We start from the raw sequence: 18557 nt of genomic DNA, 5'->3' as shown, positions 1-18557 counted from the left end.
CCTGAAACTTCTGATAATGTTGGGAACGCCGGAAAGGGAAACGCGGAAGCGGGAACCTGGAAAGTGCCGAGGAAATCGGAACCGGAAACGGTCTGATAGAGTCGGAAACGCAAGACCGAAGGGAAAAGCCCGGAGGAAAGCCCGAGAGGGTGAGTACAAAGGAAGCGTCCGTTCCTTGAGAACTCAACAGCGTGCCAAAAATCAACGCCAGATATGTTGATACCCCGTCTCCAGCATCTGCTGGGGCGAGGTTCCTTTGAAGAAAACACAGCGAGGACGCTGAGAACTGCCGCCTTATTCCGGTGGCGGTTCCGCTCTCGTGATGTGCGAACCCGATTACGGGTAAACATTCACGGAGAGTTTGATCCTGGCTCAGGACGAACGCTGGCGGCGTGCTTAACACATGCAAGTCGAACGATGAACCACTTCGGTGGGGATTAGTGGCGAACGGGTGAGTAACACGTGGGCAATCTGCCCTTCACTCTGGGACAAGCCCTGGAAACGGGGTCTAATACCGGATAGCACTGCCACGGGCATCCGTGGTGGTTGAAAGCTCCGGCGGTGAAGGATGAGCCCGCGGCCTATCAGCTTGTTGGTGAGGTAACGGCTCACCAAGGCGACGACGGGTAGCCGGCCTGAGAGGGCGACCGGCCACACTGGGACTGAGACACGGCCCAGACTCCTACGGGAGGCAGCAGTGGGGAATATTGCACAATGGGCGAAAGCCTGATGCAGCGACGCCGCGTGAGGGATGACGGCCTTCGGGTTGTAAACCTCTTTCAGCAGGGAAGAAGCGAAAGTGACGGTACCTGCAGAAGAAGCGCCGGCTAACTACGTGCCAGCAGCCGCGGTAATACGTAGGGCGCAAGCGTTGTCCGGAATTATTGGGCGTAAAGAGCTCGTAGGCGGCTTGTCACGTCGGGTGTGAAAGCCCGGGGCTTAACCCCGGGTCTGCATTCGATACGGGCTAGCTAGAGTGTGGTAGGGGAGATCGGAATTCCTGGTGTAGCGGTGAAATGCGCAGATATCAGGAGGAACACCGGTGGCGAAGGCGGATCTCTGGGCCATTACTGACGCTGAGGAGCGAAAGCGTGGGGAGCGAACAGGATTAGATACCCTGGTAGTCCACGCCGTAAACGGTGGGAACTAGGTGTTGGCGACATTCCACGTCGTCGGTGCCGCAGCTAACGCATTAAGTTCCCCGCCTGGGGAGTACGGCCGCAAGGCTAAAACTCAAAGGAATTGACGGGGGCCCGCACAAGCAGCGGAGCATGTGGCTTAATTCGACGCAACGCGAAGAACCTTACCAAGGCTTGACATACACCGGAAAGCATTAGAGATAGTGCCCCCCTTGTGGTCGGTGTACAGGTGGTGCATGGCTGTCGTCAGCTCGTGTCGTGAGATGTTGGGTTAAGTCCCGCAACGAGCGCAACCCTTGTCCTGTGTTGCCAGCATGCCCTTCGGGGTGATGGGGACTCACAGGAGACCGCCGGGGTCAACTCGGAGGAAGGTGGGGACGACGTCAAGTCATCATGCCCCTTATGTCTTGGGCTGCACACGTGCTACAATGGCAGGTACAATGAGCTGCGATACCGTGAGGTGGAGCGAATCTCAAAAAGCCTGTCTCAGTTCGGATTGGGGTCTGCAACTCGACCCCATGAAGTCGGAGTTGCTAGTAATCGCAGATCAGCATTGCTGCGGTGAATACGTTCCCGGGCCTTGTACACACCGCCCGTCACGTCACGAAAGTCGGTAACACCCGAAGCCGGTGGCCCAACCCCTTGTGGGAGGGAGCTGTCGAAGGTGGGACTGGCGATTGGGACGAAGTCGTAACAAGGTAGCCGTACCGGAAGGTGCGGCTGGATCACCTCCTTTCTAAGGAGCACTTCTTACCAACTCCGGTTGGTCAGAGGCCACTACGCAGGCAAACGTTCTGCGGTGGTTGCTCATGGGTGGAACGTTGATTATTCGGCACTTTCAGTCATCTCGGGCTGCCAGTACTGCTCTTCGGAGCGTGGAACGCTGATCACGAGTGGCGAGGGTGTCGGGCACGCTGTTGGGTGTCTGAAGTAGCGGCCGCAAGGTTGTGCTTCGATGCTGGCCCCAGTGAACTCCAGCTCAGGTTGGGGGTGATGGGTGGCTGGTCGTTGTTTGAGAACTGCACAGTGGACGCGAGCATCTGTGGCCAAGTTTTTAAGGGCGCACGGTGGATGCCTTGGCACCAGGAACCGATGAAGGACGTGGGAGGCCACGATAGTCCCCGGGGAGTCGTCAACCAGGCTTTGATCCGGGGGTTTCCGAATGGGGAAACCCGGCAGTCGTCATGGGCTGTCACCCATACCTGAACACATAGGGTATGTGGAGGGAACGCGGGGAAGTGAAACATCTCAGTACCCGCAGGAAGAGAAAACAACCGTGATTCCGGGAGTAGTGGCGAGCGAAACCGGATGAGGCCAAACCGTATGCGTGTGAGACCCGGCAGGGGTTGCGCATGCGGGGTTGTGGGATCTCTCTTCTGTCGTCTGCCGGCGACAGGACGAGTCAGAAACCGTTGATGTAGGCGAAGGACATGCGAAAGGTCCGGCGTAGAGGGTAAGACCCCCGTAGTCGAAACGTCAGCGGCTCGTTTGAGAGACACCCAAGTAGCACGGGGCCCGAGAAATCCCGTGTGAATCTGGCGGGACCACCCGCTAAGCCTAAATATTCCCTGGTGACCGATAGCGGATAGTACCGTGAGGGAATGGTGAAAAGTACCGCGGGAGCGGAGTGAAATAGTACCTGAAACCGTGTGCCTACAAGCCGTGGGAGCGTCGGGCAAGCACTTGTGCTTGCCTCGTGACTGCGTGCCTTTTGAAGAATGAGCCTGCGAGTTTGCGGTGTGTTGCGAGGTTAACCCGGGTGGGGTAGCCGTAGCGAAAGCGAGTCCGAACAGGGCGATTCAGTAGCACGCTCAAGACCCGAAGCGGAGTGATCTAGCCATGGGCAGGTTGAAGCGGAGGTAAGACTTCGTGGAGGACCGAACCCACCAGGGTTGAAAACCTGGGGGATGACCTGTGGTTAGGGGTGAAAGGCCAATCAAACTCCGTGATAGCTGGTTCTCCCCGAAATGCATTTAGGTGCAGCGTCGTGTGTTTCTTGCCGGAGGTAGAGCACTGGATAGGCGATGGGCCCTACCGGGTTACTGACCTTAGCCAAACTCCGAATGCCGGTAAGTGAGAGCGCGGCAGTGAGACTGTGGGGGATAAGCTCCATGGTCGAGAGGGAAACAGCCCAGAGCATCGACTAAGGCCCCTAAGCGTACGCTAAGTGGGAAAGGATGTGGAGTCGCAGAGACAACCAGGAGGTTGGCTTAGAAGCAGCCACCCTTGAAAGAGTGCGTAATAGCTCACTGGTCTAGTGATTCCGCGCCGACAATGTAGCGGGGCTCAAGCGTACCGCCGAAGTCGTGTCATTGCAGCAATACTCCCAACGGAGGCTGTGATGGGTAGGGGAGCGTCGTGTGCCGGGTGAAGCTGCGCCGGAAGGCAGTGGTGGACGGTTCACGAGTGAGAATGCAGGCATGAGTAGCGATACACACGTGGGAAACGTGTGCGCCGATTGACTAAGGGTTCCTGGGTCAAGCTGATCTGCCCAGGGTAAGTCGGGACCTAAGGCGAGGCCGACAGGCGTAGTCGATGGATAACCGGTTGATATTCCGGTACCCGCTGTGAAGCGTCAAACATCGAACCAGGCGATGCTAAGTCCGTGAAGCCGCCCCGGAGCCTTCGGGCAAAGGGGAGTGGTGGAGCCGACGGACCAGACTTGCAGTAGGTGAGTGATGGGGTGACGCAGGAAGGTAGTCCATCCCGGGCGGTGGTTGTCCCGGGGTAAGGGTGTAGGACGTCAGGTAGGCAAATCCGCCTGACATGTGTCTGAGACCTGATGCCGAGCCGATTGTGGTGAAGTGGATGATCCTATGCTGTCGAGAAAAGCCTCTAGCGAGTTTCATGGCGGCCCGTACCCTAAACCGACTCAGGTGGTCAGGTAGAGAATACCGAGGCGTTCGGGTGAACTATGGTTAAGGAACTCGGCAAAATGCCCCCGTAACTTCGGGAGAAGGGGGGCCATCACTGGTGATCCGATTTACTCGGTGAGCTGGGGGTGGCCGCAGAGACCAGCGAGAAGCGACTGTTTACTAAAAACACAGGTCCGTGCGAAGCCGTAAGGCGATGTATACGGACTGACGCCTGCCCGGTGCTGGAACGTTAAGGGGACCGGTTAGTCACATTTCGGTGTGGCGAAGCTGAGAACTTAAGCGCCAGTAAACGGCGGTGGTAACTATAACCATCCTAAGGTAGCGAAATTCCTTGTCGGGTAAGTTCCGACCTGCACGAATGGCGTAACGACTTCTCGACTGTCTCAACCATAGGCCCGGTGAAATTGCACTACGAGTAAAGATGCTCGTTTCGCGCAGCAGGACGGAAAGACCCCGGGACCTTTACTACAGTTTGATATTGGTGTTCGGTTCGGCTTGTGTAGGATAGCTGGGAGACTTTGAAGCAGCCACGCCAGTGGTTGTGGAGTCGTCGTTGAAATACCAGTCTGGTCGTGCTGGATGTCTAACCTGGGTCCGTGATCCGGATCAGGGACAGTGTCTGATGGGTAGTTTAACTGGGGCGGTTGCCTCCTAAAGAGTAACGGAGGCGCCCAAAGGTTCCCTCAGCCTGGTTGGTAATCAGGTGTTGAGTGTAAGTGCACAAGGGAGCTTGACTGTGAGACCGACGGGTCGAGCAGGGACGAAAGTCGGGACTAGTGATCCGGCGGTGGCTTGTGGAAGCGCCGTCGCTCAACGGATAAAAGGTACCCCGGGGATAACAGGCTGATCTTCCCCAAGAGTCCATATCGACGGGATGGTTTGGCACCTCGATGTCGGCTCGTCGCATCCTGGGGCTGGAGTCGGTCCCAAGGGTTGGGCTGTTCGCCCATTAAAGCGGTACGCGAGCTGGGTTTAGAACGTCGTGAGACAGTTCGGTCCCTATCCGCTGCGCGCGTAGGAATATTGAGAAGGGCTGTCCCTAGTACGAGAGGACCGGGACGGACGAACCTCTGGTGTGCCAGTTGTTCTGCCAAGGGCATGGCTGGTTGGCTACGTTCGGGAGGGATAACCGCTGAAAGCATCTAAGCGGGAAGCCTGCTTCGAGATGAGTATTCCCACCCCCTTTGAGGGGTTAAGGCTCCCAGTAGACGACTGGGTTGATAGGCCGGATCTGGAAGCCCTGTAAGGGGTGGAGGTGACCGGTACTAATAGGCCGAGGGCTTGTCCATATTTGCTCGCGTCCACTGTGTTAGTTCTGAGGCAATGACCGTGTCTTTTCCGGTCTAATCTCATAGTGTTTCGGTGGTCATAGCGTGAGGGAAACGCCCGGTTACATTCCGAACCCGGAAGCTAAGCCTTACAGCGCCGATGGTACTGCAGGGGGGACCCTGTGGGAGAGTAGGACACCGCCGAACAATTCTTGAGGAAAGGCCCACACCTTATGGTGTGGGCCTTTTCGCATTTCAGGTGTGGTTTGTTTTTTATGGGGGCGCTTTGCGCCCCCATTTTTCGTCTACAGACGTCCGGCTGCCTTCAGTGCCAGGTACGCGTCCGCCAGTGCTGGAGCAAGGTCGTCCGGTGTCGCGTCGACGACAGTCACTCCATGGCGGCGGAGTTGTTCCGCCGTGCGATGGCGTTCCGTCTGGGCTTGTGCGGCGGCCGCAGCCTCGTAGATCGCATCGGTGTTGCCGCGGGCCGTGGCCATGCGGGCGATGTGGGGGTCCGCCACGGAGGCCAGAAGCACCGTGTGTCGCTGGGTGAGCTGAGGAAGTACGGGCAGCAGGCCCTCCTCGATGGGCGCGGCGTCGAGGCTGGTGAGCAGCACGATCAGGGAGCTGCGAGGGGCTGTACGCAGGGCTGTGGCCGTGAGACCACGGGCGTTGGTCTCGACGAGCTCGGGCTCGAGGGTGGCCATGGCGTTGACCAGTGAGGGGAGCAGATCGTTGGCTGTCCTGCCCTGGACCAGGGCGCGTACTCGGCGGTCGTATGCGAGGAGGTCCACGCGGTCGCCGGCGCGGGAGGCGAGGGCGGCCAGGAGCAGGGCCGCGTCCATGGAGGCGTCGAGGCGGGGGGCGTCGCCCACGCGGCCTGCCGAGGTGCGGCCGGTGTCGAGGACCAGGAGGATGTGGCGGTCGCGCTCCGGGCGCCAGGTGCGTACGGCGACCGAGGTCCGGCGGGCCGTGGCACGCCAGTCGATGGAACGGGTGTCGTCGCCGGGGACGTATTCGCGCAGGCTGTCGAATTCCGTGCCTTTGCCGCGGGTGAGGACGCTGGTGCGGCCGTCGAGTTCGCGCAGGCGGGCGAGCTTCGAGGGAAGGTGCTTGCGGCTGGTGAACGGGGGCAGGACGCGGACCGTCCAGGGGACCTTGTGGGTGCCCTGGCGGGAGAAGAGCCGGAGGGGGCCGTAGGAGCGAATGGTCACTCGGTCGGCTTGGCGGTCACCGCGTCGGGTGGGGCGTAGGCGGGTCGTGAGGCGCCGGCGTTCGCCTGCCGGGACCGTCAGGCTGTGGCGGGAGGCCTCCACCTCCGTGCCGGGCTGCCAGCTGCTCGGGGGCCAGGCGTCGCGGATGTGGGCGCGGAGGGGACGGCCGGACGGGTTGGTGACCGTGAGGGTGACGTCGGCGGTCTCGCCCAGGCGGGCGGAGGTGTCGCCGGAGCGGGTCAGGCCGAGTCGTCGTACGGGGGCCGCCAGGGCGAAGTCGCAGGCGCAGGCCACGGCCAAGGGGGCGTTGACCGTGAGGATGCCCGCCCAGCTGGGTTCCCAGATGCCGACGGGCAGGGAACCCAGGGCTGCGAGGAGTGCGGCGCGTCCGGTGAGGGCCATCAGCGGGGGACCGGGACGTGGGCGAGGATCGCGTTGATGACGGAGTCGGCTGTCACGCCCTCCATCTCGGCCTCCGGACGCAGTTGGACGCGGTGGCGGAGGGTGGGCAGTGCCAGGGCCTTCACGTCGTCGGGGATGACGTAGTCGCGGCCGGTGAGCCACGCCCACGCGCGCGAGGTGGCCAGCAGTGCCGTGGCACCACGGGGGGAGACGCCGAGGGTGAGGGACGGGGACTCGCGGGTGGCGCGGCAGATGTCGACGACATAGGCGGTGATCTCGGGGGAGACCGTGGTCTTGGCGACCGCCGCGCGTGCGGCTTCGAGGTCGGCCGGGCCCGCCACGGGGCGTACGCCGGCGGCCTTGAGGTCGCGGGGGTTGAAGCCCTCGGCGTGGCGGGTGAGGACGTCGATCTCGTCCTGGCGGGAGGGGAGCGGGATCGTCAGCTTGAGGAGGAAGCGGTCCAGCTGGGCTTCGGGGAGGGGATAGGTGCCCTCGTACTCCACCGGGTTCTGGGTTGCTGCGACCAGGAACGGGTCGGGGAGGAGGCGGGGGGTGCCGTCGACCGTGACCTGGCGTTCCTCCATGGCCTCCAGGAGGGAGGACTGGGTCTTGGGCGGGGTGCGGTTGATTTCGTCCGCGAGGAGGAGGTTGGTGAAGACCGGGCCGGGCTGGAAGGAGAACTCGGCGCTGCGGGTGTCGTAGACCAGGGAGCCCGTCACGTCGCTCGGCATGAGGTCGGGGGTGAACTGGACGCGCTTGGTGTCGAGTTCCAGCGCGGATGCGAGGGCGCGGACGAGCAACGTTTTGGCGACCCCAGGGACTCCTTCAAGTAGTACGTGTCCGCGGCAGAGGAGGGCGACGACGAGACCGGTCACGGCGGGGTCCTGGCCGACCACGGCTTTGGCGATCTCGGCGCGCAGGGCTTCCAGGGAGGCCCGGGCGCTGTCCGGGTCCCCGGTGGTCCCGGCGTTGTCAGTGGTCGGGTCCATCATGGACGGCGTACCTCTCTTTCGAGGGCGTCGAGTTGGTCGGCTAGGGAGATGAGGGCTGCGTCGTCGCCGGGCGGCGGGCCGAAGAGCAGGGAGTGCAGGGGCTGTCCGTCACCTTCGGTGCGCAGGTGGGCGGACAGGGCGGGGAGCAGGGCTTCGGGCGCGTGCGCCTGAGCCACGGGGACGCCTACGAGGGGGGCGAGGCGGGTGCGGGTGGTGGAGCGAAGAGCGGTGGCCGCGCGGTCGCGGGCGTTGGCTCTGCGGTAGAGGCGGGCGCGGCCTTCCACGGTCTCGGAGGCGCGGATCGCCACGGGGAGTTTCTCGGGCACCAGGGGGCCCAGTCGGCGTGCCCGCCACAGGGCGGCGAGTGCGGCCGCGATGAAGAGCTGCAGTGTGCCCCAGAGCCAGCCCGAGGGGAGCAGGTCGAGGAAGTCCTTCTGCTCGTCCGGGTCGGCGGCGGAGGAATCGGAGAGCGAGGGGAGGTACCAGACCAGATGGGGGCGGGAGCCGAGGAGTTGGAGGGCGAGCGAGGCATTGCCCTGCTCGTCGAGGGTGTCGTTGTAGAGGATGTCGGGCGCGCCGAGTACGACGGTGTCACCGTCCCCGGAGGCTGCCGGGACGCGTACCAGGGTGGGGAGGCGCTCGCTGGGGTAGCACTCGTCGTTGCCGGGGTGGGTGACGGTGTAGCGGATGCCACCGGTGTCGGCGGTGCCCGCGCGCCGGGCCGCCGGCAGGCCGCAGTCGGGGGAGAGCGTCGAGTCGAGGCTGGTGGCGGGGTCCGCGACGACACCGGGAGCCAGCCGTTCGACGGACCAGCTGCCGGGGGCGACGAGGACGGTGCGGCCGTCGGAGTCGGCGGTCGCGGAGTGCAGGCGGCTCTGCTGGCGGTGTGTCAGGAGGTCGGGTACGGCGACCAGGAGCGTCGTGTCGGGGCCGGCTGCGGCGCTTGCCTGGCCCAGGGTCGTGACCACTCGGGTGTCGACGCCCCGGTCGGCGAGGAGTTCGGCGACCGCCCGGCTGCCGTAGGGGTCCGCGGAGCGCGGGTCGAGGCTGCCGTGGCGTTCGGTGGAGCGGATCGCCGCGATCGCCACGGCCGCGACGAGGAGCAGTACAAGGGCCAGTACAACGCCTCGCGCGCGGGTCCACACCTGGCGGACGGTGGGCGAGGCCGAGGTGGGCGGGAGCGTGGCCTCGGTGGTCATTCGGCCGCTCCCCGGCGGGCGTTGTGGTCCGCGCTGTGGCTGCTTGTGTTGCTTGTGAGGACCGGCTTGGTGCGTTCCAGGTCGTGGTCGAGTTCGGCGATGCGGTGGTACGACTGCTCGGTCGCGGCCCTGCCGCCGTACGTGACGTCGTCGAAGTCCCGGGAGGCGGCGCGGAGTCGGTCGCTGCGGGAGGGCAGGACACGGCCGGCTTCCGCCGCGGCCTCGTCCGCGGTGCGGCCGGGGCGGATGTCGAGGAGGGCTCGTTCCTCCAGGGAGCGGACGATCGCGCGCATGCGTTCCTGTACGGCCTGGTTCCAGTGGCCCTGGGCCGCGTGGGCCTCGGCGGCCGCGCGGTGTTCGGCGGCGCTGCGGGGGCGGTCGTCGAACAGGGCGGCGGAGGAGGCGGGGCCGCGGCGCGGGGTGCCCAGGCGCCACCACAGCGCGCCGGCGACCAGGACGATCGCGGCGATGACGACGACCAGGCCGAGTGCGCCGCCCGGTGTCGCCGAGGAGGCGGCGTTGAACAGCTTGTCGACCCACTCCCAGAACGCGTTGAGGGCGCGCTGGAACCAACTGGGGTCGTTCTCGTGGTACATGCGCTTGGACAGCTCGCGGCGGGCCGCCTCCCGCGCGGGGTCGCGCGGGATGGTCAGCGGCGGTTCGTCGGCGGACCGTGCCGATGACAGCACGGAGGTGTCGACGGCGCGCAGCATGGTGAGCACTCCCCCCGGCAAGTTCACCGCATCAGCTCCCGGGGGTGGGGCCGGTGCCGTAGCCCTGGACGCCGGCCGCGCGGGCCAGTTCGAGGTCGAGGGCCTCGCGGCGGATGCGCTGGTCGATGTAGAGGAGCACGGTGACGCCCGCCGAGATCGGGAAGGTGATCATGGAGCCGATCACCGAGCCGATGCCGCTGATGATGAGGAACGTCCAGCCGAGGTCGCCGGTGCCGTTGACGAACCCGCCGACGCCTTCGCCGCTGAGTGCCGCGGCGAGGAAGGTGAAGGGGATGACGACGATCGCCGCGACGATGTTGGCGATGAGTCCGGCCAGCAACTGGATGCCGAGGACCCGCCACCAGGAGCCGCGGACCAGCTTCGTGGAGCGGCTCATCGACTTGACGATGGTCTGCTTCTCCAGCATCAGCGCGGGCGAGGCGAGGGAGAAGCGGATCATCAGCCACAGCGCGACGACTCCGGCGCCGAGGATGCCGAGGATCGCGAGGGCGATACCGCCGCCCTCGGAGCCCGCGACGGCCACGAGGATGCCGGGCAGTGCGCCGACGGCGAGCACGCCGAAGGCGATGAGCAGCAGCAGGAAGATCAGGCCGAACAGCCTGGGCACCTGCGGGCGGGCGTCGCGCCAGGCCTCACCGGTGGTGACCGGCCTGCCGAGCACGGCCCGGCTGGTGACGGTCGTCAGCAGTGCGGTCGCGACGACCGTGCCGATCAGGGAGATCAGGAAGACGACGGTGGAGCCGAGCATGGTCTCGCCCAGGGCGCGGGTGACCTCGTCTGCGCTGGCGCTGGGGTCGTTGAGGGCCTCGCTCCCGGCGCTGTCGTTCAGGACGAAGCCCTGGAGCAGGATGACGAGGACCTCGGTCACGACGGCGACGGTCAGCGAGATGCCGAGGACCGTGCGCCAGTAGGTGCGCATGGTGGAGACCGCGCCGTCGAGGATCTCTCCCACGCCGAGCGGGCGCAGAGGGATCACGCCGGGCTTGGCCGCGGGCGGGGGGCCGCCCCAGCCGCCGTAGCCGCCGCCCCAGCCCGGGGGCGGGCTGTAGCCTCCGGGCGGGTCCGAGGGGGGCTGTGTGCCCCAGCCCGGGCCGGGCGGTGGGGGCGGAGGAGTCTGGCCGGGAGCGGCGGGGCCGGTAGGTCCGGTGGGGCCGGTGGGGGCGGACCACTGACCGGGTGGCGGCTGCTCCTGGGACCACTTCGAGCCGGCGTCCTGTGGGGCGTCCTCGGGCTGCTGCGCGGGGTTCGCGGCGTCGGGCCGGGCGCCGGGCTCGGTGGGGCCGGGCGTGCCGGGCTCGTGTCCGTCGGACGGGGCGGATCCGGGCGAGGCCCAGCCCGGAGTGTCGTTCATCGTCGCTCCTTCACGGTGCCCGTCCGCGGGCGCGGCGGCAGGTTGGCAGCCATCGTGCCATGGGGTGGTCGGCGGTGGACCAGCCGCGGTACGGGCTGCACACCTTCAATACTCCGGCGCACAAGGGGCAGACTGACGGCATGGCTGATCAGTACGTGCAATCCGGCGAGGACAGCAAGCCCACCGAGATACCGGCGATCCGCTGGGAGGAGCCACCCGAAGGCCCCGTGCTGGTGCTCCTCGACCAGACGAGACTGCCGGCCGAGGAGGTGGAGCTGGTCTGTACGGATGCGTCCGCGCTCGTGGAGGCGATCCGTTCGCTCGCCGTGCGCGGGGCCCCGTTGCTCGGTATCGCGGGGGCGTACGGGGTGGCGCTCGCCGCCGCGCGCGGGTTCGACGTGGAGGAGGCGGCGAGTGCGCTCGCGGGCGCCCGCCCGACCGCGGTGAACCTCGCCGTCGGGGTACGCAGAGCCGAGGCCGCCCACCGGGCCGAGCTCGGCAGGAGCGGGGACCAGGAGCTGGCGGCCGGGGCGGCACTGGCGGCTGCGCGCAGGCTGCACCAGGAGGACGCGGCGGCCAGTGCCGCCATGGCCGAGCGGGGGCTGGCGCTGCTGGACGAGCTGCTGCCGGGTGGCGGGCACCGGATCCTGACGCACTGCAACACCGGCTCGCTGGTGTCGGGCGGTGAGGGGACGGCGTTCGCGGTGGCTCTCGCGGCTCATCGTGCGGGGCGGCTGAGGCGGCTGTGGGTGGACGAGACGCGTCCGCTGCTCCAGGGTGCGCGGCTGACGGCGTACGAGGCGGCGCGCAGCGGGATGGCGTACACCTTGCTGACCGACAACGCGGCGGGCTCGCTGTTCGCGGCCGGGGAGGTGGACGCGGTGCTGATCGGGGCCGACCGGATCGCGGCCGACGGCTCGGTGGCGAACAAGGTGGGCAGTTATCCGCTGGCGGTGCTCGCGCGGTATCACCATGTGCCGTTCATCGTGGTGGCGCCGGTGACCACGGTCGATCCGGACACTCCGGACGGGGCGTCGATCGAGGTGGAGCAGCGGGCCGGACACGAGGTCACCGAGATCACGGCGCCTCAGGTGCCGGTGGCGGGGGCCGAGGCCGGCGGCGGGATTCCGGTGGCACCGCTGGGGACGCAGGCGTACAACCCCGCCTTCGACGTGACTCCGCCGGAGCTGGTGACGGCGATCGTGACGGAGGAGGGCGTGGTGTCGCCGGTGACGGCCGAGGCGCTGGCCGAGCTGTGCGCGAGGTCCGGGGAGGTGACGATCGGCTGACTTGGATGCCGTAGCCACGCATTCCGTTCTCGACGCGGCTTGCATCCGGCTCGCGTCACGGCGGCGGCCGAGGCAGACAGTGACCGTCCGGTACGACTAAGGTCACTGGTCGGTGACCTGTCTCACCTCTGCCTTCGCCAATGTTACGAGAATGGGATGATGTCGTTTATGAAGGGACGAGTCCTTGTCGTCGACGACGACACCGCACTTGCCGAGATGCTGGGCATTGTGCTGCGTGGTGAAGGTTTTGAGCCGTCTTTCGTAGCCGACGGTGACAAGGCGCTGGCCGCGTTCCGTGAGGCCAAGCCGGATCTGGTGCTGCTGGATCTGATGCTGCCCGGACGGGACGGTATCGAGGTGTGCCGTCTGATCAGGGCGGAGTCCGGGGTGCCGATCGTGATGCTGACGGCCAAGAGCGACACCGTGGACGTCGTCGTGGGGCTGGAGTCCGGCGCCGACGACTACATCGTGAAGCCGTTCAAGCCGAAGGAGCTCGTGGCCCGGATCAGGGCGCGGCTTCGCAGGTCGGAGGAGCCGGCTCCCGAGCAGCTCGCCATCGGTGACCTGCTCATCGACGTGGCCGGCCACTCCGTGAAGCGGGAAGGGCAGTCGATCGCGCTGACGCCGCTGGAGTTCGACCTGCTGGTCGCGCTCGCGCGCAAGCCGTGGCAGGTGTTCACGCGTGAGGTGCTGCTGGAGCAGGTGTGGGGCTACCGTCACGCCGCCGACACCCGGCTCGTCAATGTGCATGTGCAGCGGCTGCGTTCCAAGGTCGAGAAGGACCCGGAGCGGCCGGAGATCGTGGTGACCGTCCGTGGTGTGGGTTACAAGGCAGGGCCAAGCTGACATGTCCGGAGACAGTGCCGCTTCGTCGCCCGGGCGGGCCGGGGTGAGTGCGGGGCGGCCTGTCGGGCGGACCAAGGGCGGCTCCCGCTGGGGGCGGTTCTTCGAGGGCGGCCTGTTGCAGGGCGGAGTCCAGGGCAGTCCCGTTCTGAGGCTCTTCATGCGCTGGGTGCGCCGGCCGCTGCTGCCCGTGATGCGGCTGTGGCGGCGCAACATCCAGCTCAAGGTCGTCGTCACGACCCTGCTGATGTCGCTCGGCGTGGTCCTTCTGCTGGGCTTCGTCGTCATCGGGCAGGTGCGCAACGGGCTCCTCGACGCCAAGGTGAAGGCGTCGCAGAGCCAGGCCACCGGCGGTTTCGCGGTGGCCAAGCAGAAGGCGGAGGAAGCCGACGCCGGGACCGACGACACCGCTCCGGCGGACGGCCGGTCCGACCAGTTCGTCATCGAGTGGATGAGCAACCTCGTCTACTCGCTCTCCAGCGGCGGTCAGGGCGCCTTCGACGTGGTGACCCTGCCGGTGGGTGGCGACAGCGGGAGCGGGCGCGGACCGCGCGCCTCCGGCGACGTCGATCCGACGGCCAGTGTTCCCGAGGCGCTGCGCGCGAAGGTCGACGACAGCACGGCCGCCGCGCAGAGCTACACGCGCATCATCTACGACGCCGACGAGGAGTCCCAGCCCGCCCTCGTCATCGGCAAGCAGGTCAACGACCCCAACGGGGACCCGTACCAGCTGTACTACCTCTTCCCGCTCACCCAGGAGGAGAAGTCGCTCAGCCTGGTCAAGGGCACCCTGGCGACCGCCGGGCTCTTCGTCGTCGTCCTGCTCGGAGCCATCGCCTGGCTCGTGGTGCGGCAGGTCGTCACGCCGGTACGGATGGCGGCCGGGATCGCCGAGCGGCTGTCCGCGGGGCGGCTGCAGGAGCGGATGAAGGTCACCGGCGAGGACGACATCGCGCGGCTCGGCGAGGCCTTCAACAAGATGGCGCAGAACCTTCAGCTGAAGATCCAGCAGCTGGAGGACCTGTCGCGGATGCAGCGGCGGTTCGTGTCGGACGTGTCGCACGAGCTGCGGACGCCGCTGACGACCGTACGGATGGCCGCCGACGTCATCCATGACGCGCGCGAGGACTTCGACCCGATGACCGCGCGGTCGGCCGAACTGCTCGCCGACCAGCTGGACCGGTTCGAGACGCTGCTCGCCGACCTGCTGGAGATAAGCCGGTTCGACGCTGGCGCGGCGGCGTTGGAGGCCGAGCCGATAGACCTCAGGGAGGTCGTGCGGCGGGTCGTCAGCGGCGCCGAGCCGCTCGCCGAGCGCAAGGGCACGACCGTCCGGATCGTGGGCGACCAGCAGCCCGTGGTCGCCGAGGCCGATGCCCGGCGGGTGGAGCGGGTGCTGCGGAATCTCGTCGTCAACGCCGTGGAGCACGGTGAGGGCAAGGACGTCGTCGTCAAGCTGGCATCGGCGGGCGGGGCGGTCGCGATCGCCGTACGCGACTACGGGGTCGGGCTCAAGCCAGGCGAGGCCACGCGCGTGTTCAGCCGCTTCTGGCGGGCCGACCCGGCACGCGCGCGTACCACCGGCGGTACCGGCCTCGGGTTGTCCATCGCCCTGGAGGACGCGCGGCTGCACGGCGGCTGGCTGCAGGCGTGGGGAGAGCCGGGTGGCGGCTCGCAGTTCCGGCTGACGCTGCCCAGGACGGCCGACGAGCCGTTGCGGGGCTCGCCGATACCGCTGGAGCCCAAGGACTCTCGGCGCAACCGCGGACTCGACGACGCCGGCCTGCCGCGTGGAGGCGGCGACAAGGCGGCCACCGTGCCGGTCCAGCCGAAGGGCGACCAGGTGACCGCGCGGGACCCGATAGCGCCCAGGGCGGGCACGACGACCCCCGTGGCCGATCCGACGGCGCTGCCCGGCAACGGCGCGCGCGTGGTGCCCCGGCCGACCTCGGGTGCGCGACGGCCGGACGGTGCGGTCACCGGGGACACGCCCGGCGGTGAGAACGCCGGCCGCCCGGACGCCAGGGCGCAGGAGTCGTACGAACAGCAGGGGGAGGCATTCCGTGGACGCTGACCGCGAGGGGGGCGGCCGGCGTACGCCGGGGCGCGCGGCGGTGTACGCCGCCTGCGGTGCCGTACTGCTGGCGGGGTGTGCCTCCATGCCGGACAGCGGCGATCTGCGCGGGGTGGACTCCACACCGCGGCAGGACACGCAGGTGCGGGTCTTCGCGATGCCGCCGCAGGAGGACGCCGAGCCCACGGACATCGTGCAGGGTTTTCTCGAGGCGCTGACCAGCGACGATCCCAACTACGAGACGGCCAGGAAGTATCTGACGGCGAGCGCGGCCAAGCAGTGGCAGCCGGGGCTTTCCACCACGGTGCTCGACGACGGGCCCGGCGCCGACGTGGTGCCGCCCGCGGACCGGCAGCAGAGCGACGACAAGTCGTTCACGCTGGTCGGCACCAAGGTGGCCGTGGTGGACGCGCAGCAGTCGTACTCACCGGCGTCGGGCGAGTACCGGGAGACCGTGCACCTCGTCCACGACAAGAAGACCAAGCAGTGGCGGATCGACAGCCCTCCGCGCGGTGTCGTCATGGGGAAGTCGGACTTCCAGCGGAACTACGTGTCCGTCAACAAGTACTACTTCGCCTCGAACACCAAGTCGGCGACGGCTCCGCAGACCGTGGCGGTCGCCGACCCCGTGTACGTGCGCGAGCGCGTGGACCCCATGACACAGCTGGTGCGGTCCCTGCTCAGCGGGCCGACGAGCTGGCTCGACCCCGTCGTCAGGACAAGTTTCCCCACTGGTACGGCCCTCAGGAGCGGCGTCTCCGCGCTCGCTCCCGACGACCGGAGCACCCTGACGGTGCCGCTCAACGCCAAGGCCAGGAACGTCGGCACGGACCAGTGCAAGGCGATGGCGGCCCAGCTGCTGTTCACCCTGCAGAACCTCACCCCTGCCGTGGACGACGTCGAACTTCAGGCAGGCGGCAGACATCTGTGCACCGCGGCGGAGAGCGACGCCAACGGGGACGCCACCCGCGGTTCGGTCGAGCGTCCCGAGTTCCTGTACTTCGTCGACGGCGAGCACCGGCTGGCACGGGTTCCGGCCGACGCGGGCGGGAGCGGTACGAGGGCCGATGCGGTGCCGGTTCCCGGGGCACTGGGCGACGGCGACAAGGACCTGCGGTCGGTGGCCGTCTCGCGTGACGAGCACACGGCGGCCGGTGTCGGGATCGACGGCAAGGCGCTGTACGTCGGGTCGCTGGTGTCGGGCGGCTCGCTCGGGGAGCCGGTACTGGTCAGCTACGGCAAGACGGCCGAGGACCGGCTGACCACGCCGAGCTGGGACACCGAGGGTGACCTGTGGGTGGCGGACCGGAACCCCGTCGATCCGCGTCTGCTGCTGTTCAAGGAGGGTGCGGGCAAGCCGCTGGAGGTGGAGACCCCCGGGCTGGACGGGCGCATCAAGGACCTGCGGGTGGCCGCCGACGGTGTGCGGATCGCGCTCGTCGTGGAGAAGGGCGGCAAGCAGTCGCTGTTCATCGGCCGGATCGAGCGGGAGGGCAGGACCGGCGACCCGCAGAGCGTCTCGGTGCGGGGACTGCGCTCCACCACGCCGGATCTGGAGGAGGTCACGACCATGTCCTGGGCCGGCGACAGCAGGCTCGTGGTGGTCGGGCGTGAGCAGGGCGGTGTGCAGCAGACGCGGTATGTCCAGGTCGACGGCTCCACGCCGGAGGGGCCGCCGCCGGCCGCTCTCACCGGTGTGAAGGGGATCGCGGCGTCCGGGGACGACGAGATGCCCTTGGTGGCCTACTCGGAGGACGGGATCGTACGGCTGCCGTCCGGGGCGCAGTGGCAGAAGGTGGACGCGGACGGGACGGCGCCGGTCTATCCGGGGTGAGGTGACGGCACGCGCTGTCGGAGCGGCCGCAATTGCCGGGGCGAGGCCCCAGTGAGGGCGGCCGCTTTTTTCTGGGGCGGGTGAGGCATTCGCCGCTTGGCGGGCGGCTCGGATTCGCTGAGTGGGGCGAGTCGGAATCGTCGTTCGAGGGATTGAACCGCGGGGTGTGTTCGGCCGGCCGATTGTATGTATGGGGTCGGTATTTCATGGTGCGAACGGCTGTTCGTTTCGGGGGTTGAGTTTTCCACAGGCGGTTATCCACAGGGGTGGTCGGTCGGCTTCTGCGTTGGCACAGTGGTGGGCATGCGGGGGTGGTGGCAGGACCTCACCGATCTGATGCTGCCGGCCGAGTGCGGAGGCTGCGGGAAGCCTCGCACGGTGCTCTGTCCGGAGTGCCGTGCCGCCCTGGACGGGGCCGCGCCCAGCCGGGTGCGGCCGGTGCCGGAGCCGTCCGGACTGCCGGTGGTGCATGCGGCGGCTCGGTACGCGGACTCGGTACGGGCGGTGTTGCTGGCCCACAAGGAGAGGGGGGTGCTGGGCCTCGCGGGGCCACTCGGTACGGCTCTGGCGAGGGCTGTGGGGGCGGCTGTGCGGGAGGTGTGCGCGGCCGGGCCCGAAGGCGGCTTCGGGGGTGGTGCGGCCCTGACCGGGACCGGTGACCCACAGTCGGGGACGGCCGGTGGTGGCGGGTGGGCGGGTCCAGGGATCGGGATGCCGGTGCTGCTCGTTCCCGTGCCGTCCGCACGGCGGGCGGTCCGGGCCAGGGGGCATGATCCGACGCGGCGGGTCGCGCTTGCGGCGGCAGGTGAACTGCGGCGGGCGGGGATGCCTGCTCGGGTGGTGGCGGTACTGCGGCAGCGGCGGGGCGTGGCTGACCAGGCGGGGCTCAACTCCCGGCAGCGGCTGGACAATCTCGCGGGCGCACTGACCGTCGTTCCTGGTGGCGGGCGGCTTCTGGCCGAGGGGCTGGTCGTGCTGGTCGACGACCTGATGACGACGGGCGCGTCCCTGACCGAGGCGGCACGGGTCGTCCGGGAGGCGAGGGTGGGGGCCCTTGGGGAGGAGAGGGCGGGGGTCCTTCGGGGGGAGAGGGTCCGGCCGGTTCGGGAGGAGAGAGTGCGGGCCGTTCGGGAGGCGGGTGTTCGGGAGAGGTGGGAGGCAGGGAGCGGGCAGGACCGGGAGGTGAGGTGGCGGGAGGACCGTGAGGTGGGGGGCCTTGGGGAGGACCGGCGTGGCAGGGCTGGGGAGGAGCAGGCGGTGAGCGCTCGGGGGGACATCGGTTGCCGCGCTGAACATCCGGCCGTCCGGGGCCGTGATGATCGGCAAGAGGGAGGAGACCGCA

The 18557-nt window shown here is 67.5% G+C and carries 9 protein-coding genes, 3 rRNA genes and 1 pseudogene; 8 read left to right on the top strand and 5 right to left on the bottom strand.

Annotated features, from left to right (window positions below):
• Positions 1–349: 349 nt before the first annotated feature.
• From M2163_RS21730 to rrf, 3 genes are all read left to right on the top strand, one after another.
• A 16S ribosomal RNA gene (locus M2163_RS21730) occupies positions 350–1875 on the top strand.
• Positions 1876–2183: 308 nt separating this feature from the next.
• Positions 2184–5304, top strand: a 23S ribosomal RNA gene (locus tag M2163_RS21725).
• Between the two features lie 69 nt (positions 5305–5373).
• Positions 5374–5490: ribosomal RNA gene (gene rrf, locus M2163_RS21720) — 5S ribosomal RNA — on the top strand.
• The 16S, 23S and 5S rRNA genes sit together here, the layout of an rRNA operon.
• Positions 5491–5588: 98 nt before the next feature.
• Here the strand turns inward: rrf and M2163_RS21715 are convergent.
• From M2163_RS21715 to M2163_RS21695, 5 genes are read right to left on the bottom strand one after another with little or no spacing between them, the layout of a single operon-like run.
• Positions 5589–6899 carry a DUF58 domain-containing protein gene (locus tag M2163_RS21715; protein ID WP_280894776.1) on the bottom strand — a complete coding sequence of 437 codons (1311 nt, stop codon included), beginning with the start codon at positions 6897–6899 and terminating at the stop codon, positions 5589–5591.
• On the bottom strand, positions 6899–7888 hold the full coding sequence (locus M2163_RS21710; protein WP_280851143.1) for a MoxR family ATPase: 990 nt from the start codon (positions 7886–7888) through the stop codon (positions 6899–6901). The genes M2163_RS21715 and M2163_RS21710 overlap by 1 nt, the downstream gene beginning before the upstream one ends.
• Positions 7888–9090 (bottom strand): DUF4350 domain-containing protein, encoded by a 1203-nt coding sequence (locus M2163_RS21705; protein ID WP_280894775.1) that lies wholly within the window; start codon positions 9088–9090, stop codon positions 7888–7890. The genes M2163_RS21710 and M2163_RS21705 overlap by 1 nt, the downstream gene beginning before the upstream one ends.
• On the bottom strand, positions 9087–9803 hold the full coding sequence (locus M2163_RS21700; RefSeq protein WP_280897291.1) for a DUF4129 domain-containing protein: 717 nt from the start codon (positions 9801–9803) through the stop codon (positions 9087–9089). Before M2163_RS21700 ends, M2163_RS21705 begins: the two co-directional genes overlap by 4 nt.
• A 31-nt stretch (positions 9804–9834) precedes the next feature.
• Positions 9835–11175: a glycerophosphoryl diester phosphodiesterase membrane domain-containing protein gene (locus M2163_RS21695; protein WP_280894774.1), complete on the bottom strand. Its 1341-nt coding sequence runs from the start codon at positions 11173–11175 to the stop codon at positions 9835–9837.
• 140 nt (positions 11176–11315) lie between these two features.
• On the opposite strand from M2163_RS21695, the gene mtnA reads away from it, so the two are divergent.
• The 5 genes and pseudogenes from mtnA to M2163_RS21670 all read left to right on the top strand — a co-directional run.
• Positions 11316–12464, top strand: a complete 1149-nt coding sequence (gene mtnA / locus M2163_RS21690; protein WP_280851145.1) for an S-methyl-5-thioribose-1-phosphate isomerase — start codon at positions 11316–11318, stop codon at positions 12462–12464.
• A 156-nt stretch (positions 12465–12620) separates the two neighbouring features.
• Complete coding sequence (gene mtrA, locus M2163_RS21685; RefSeq protein ID WP_189709818.1) at positions 12621–13310, top strand: two-component system response regulator MtrA; 690 nt, start codon at positions 12621–12623, stop codon at positions 13308–13310.
• Between the two features lies 1 nt (position 13311).
• The gene (mtrB, locus tag M2163_RS21680; protein ID WP_280894773.1) at positions 13312–15381 is read left to right on the top strand and encodes an MtrAB system histidine kinase MtrB; all 2070 of its coding nucleotides are present in this window, start codon (positions 13312–13314) and stop codon (positions 15379–15381) included.
• Positions 15371–17215, top strand: coding sequence for an LpqB family beta-propeller domain-containing protein (locus M2163_RS21675; RefSeq protein WP_280851147.1), 1845 nt, complete (start codon positions 15371–15373; stop codon positions 17213–17215). The genes mtrB and M2163_RS21675 overlap by 11 nt, the downstream gene beginning before the upstream one ends.
• Before the next feature lie 303 nt (positions 17216–17518).
• Positions 17519–18256: pseudogene (locus M2163_RS21670) on the top strand (ComF family protein); the annotation flags it as partial.
• Positions 18257–18557 lie beyond the last annotated feature (301 nt).

The sequence above is a fragment of the Streptomyces sp. SAI-135 genome (assembly GCF_029893805.1).
Lineage (GTDB): Bacteria > Actinomycetota > Actinomycetes > Streptomycetales > Streptomycetaceae > Streptomyces.
Note: the sequence above shows the minus strand (reverse complement) of the source record. Positions and strands in the feature narration are given on the sequence as shown.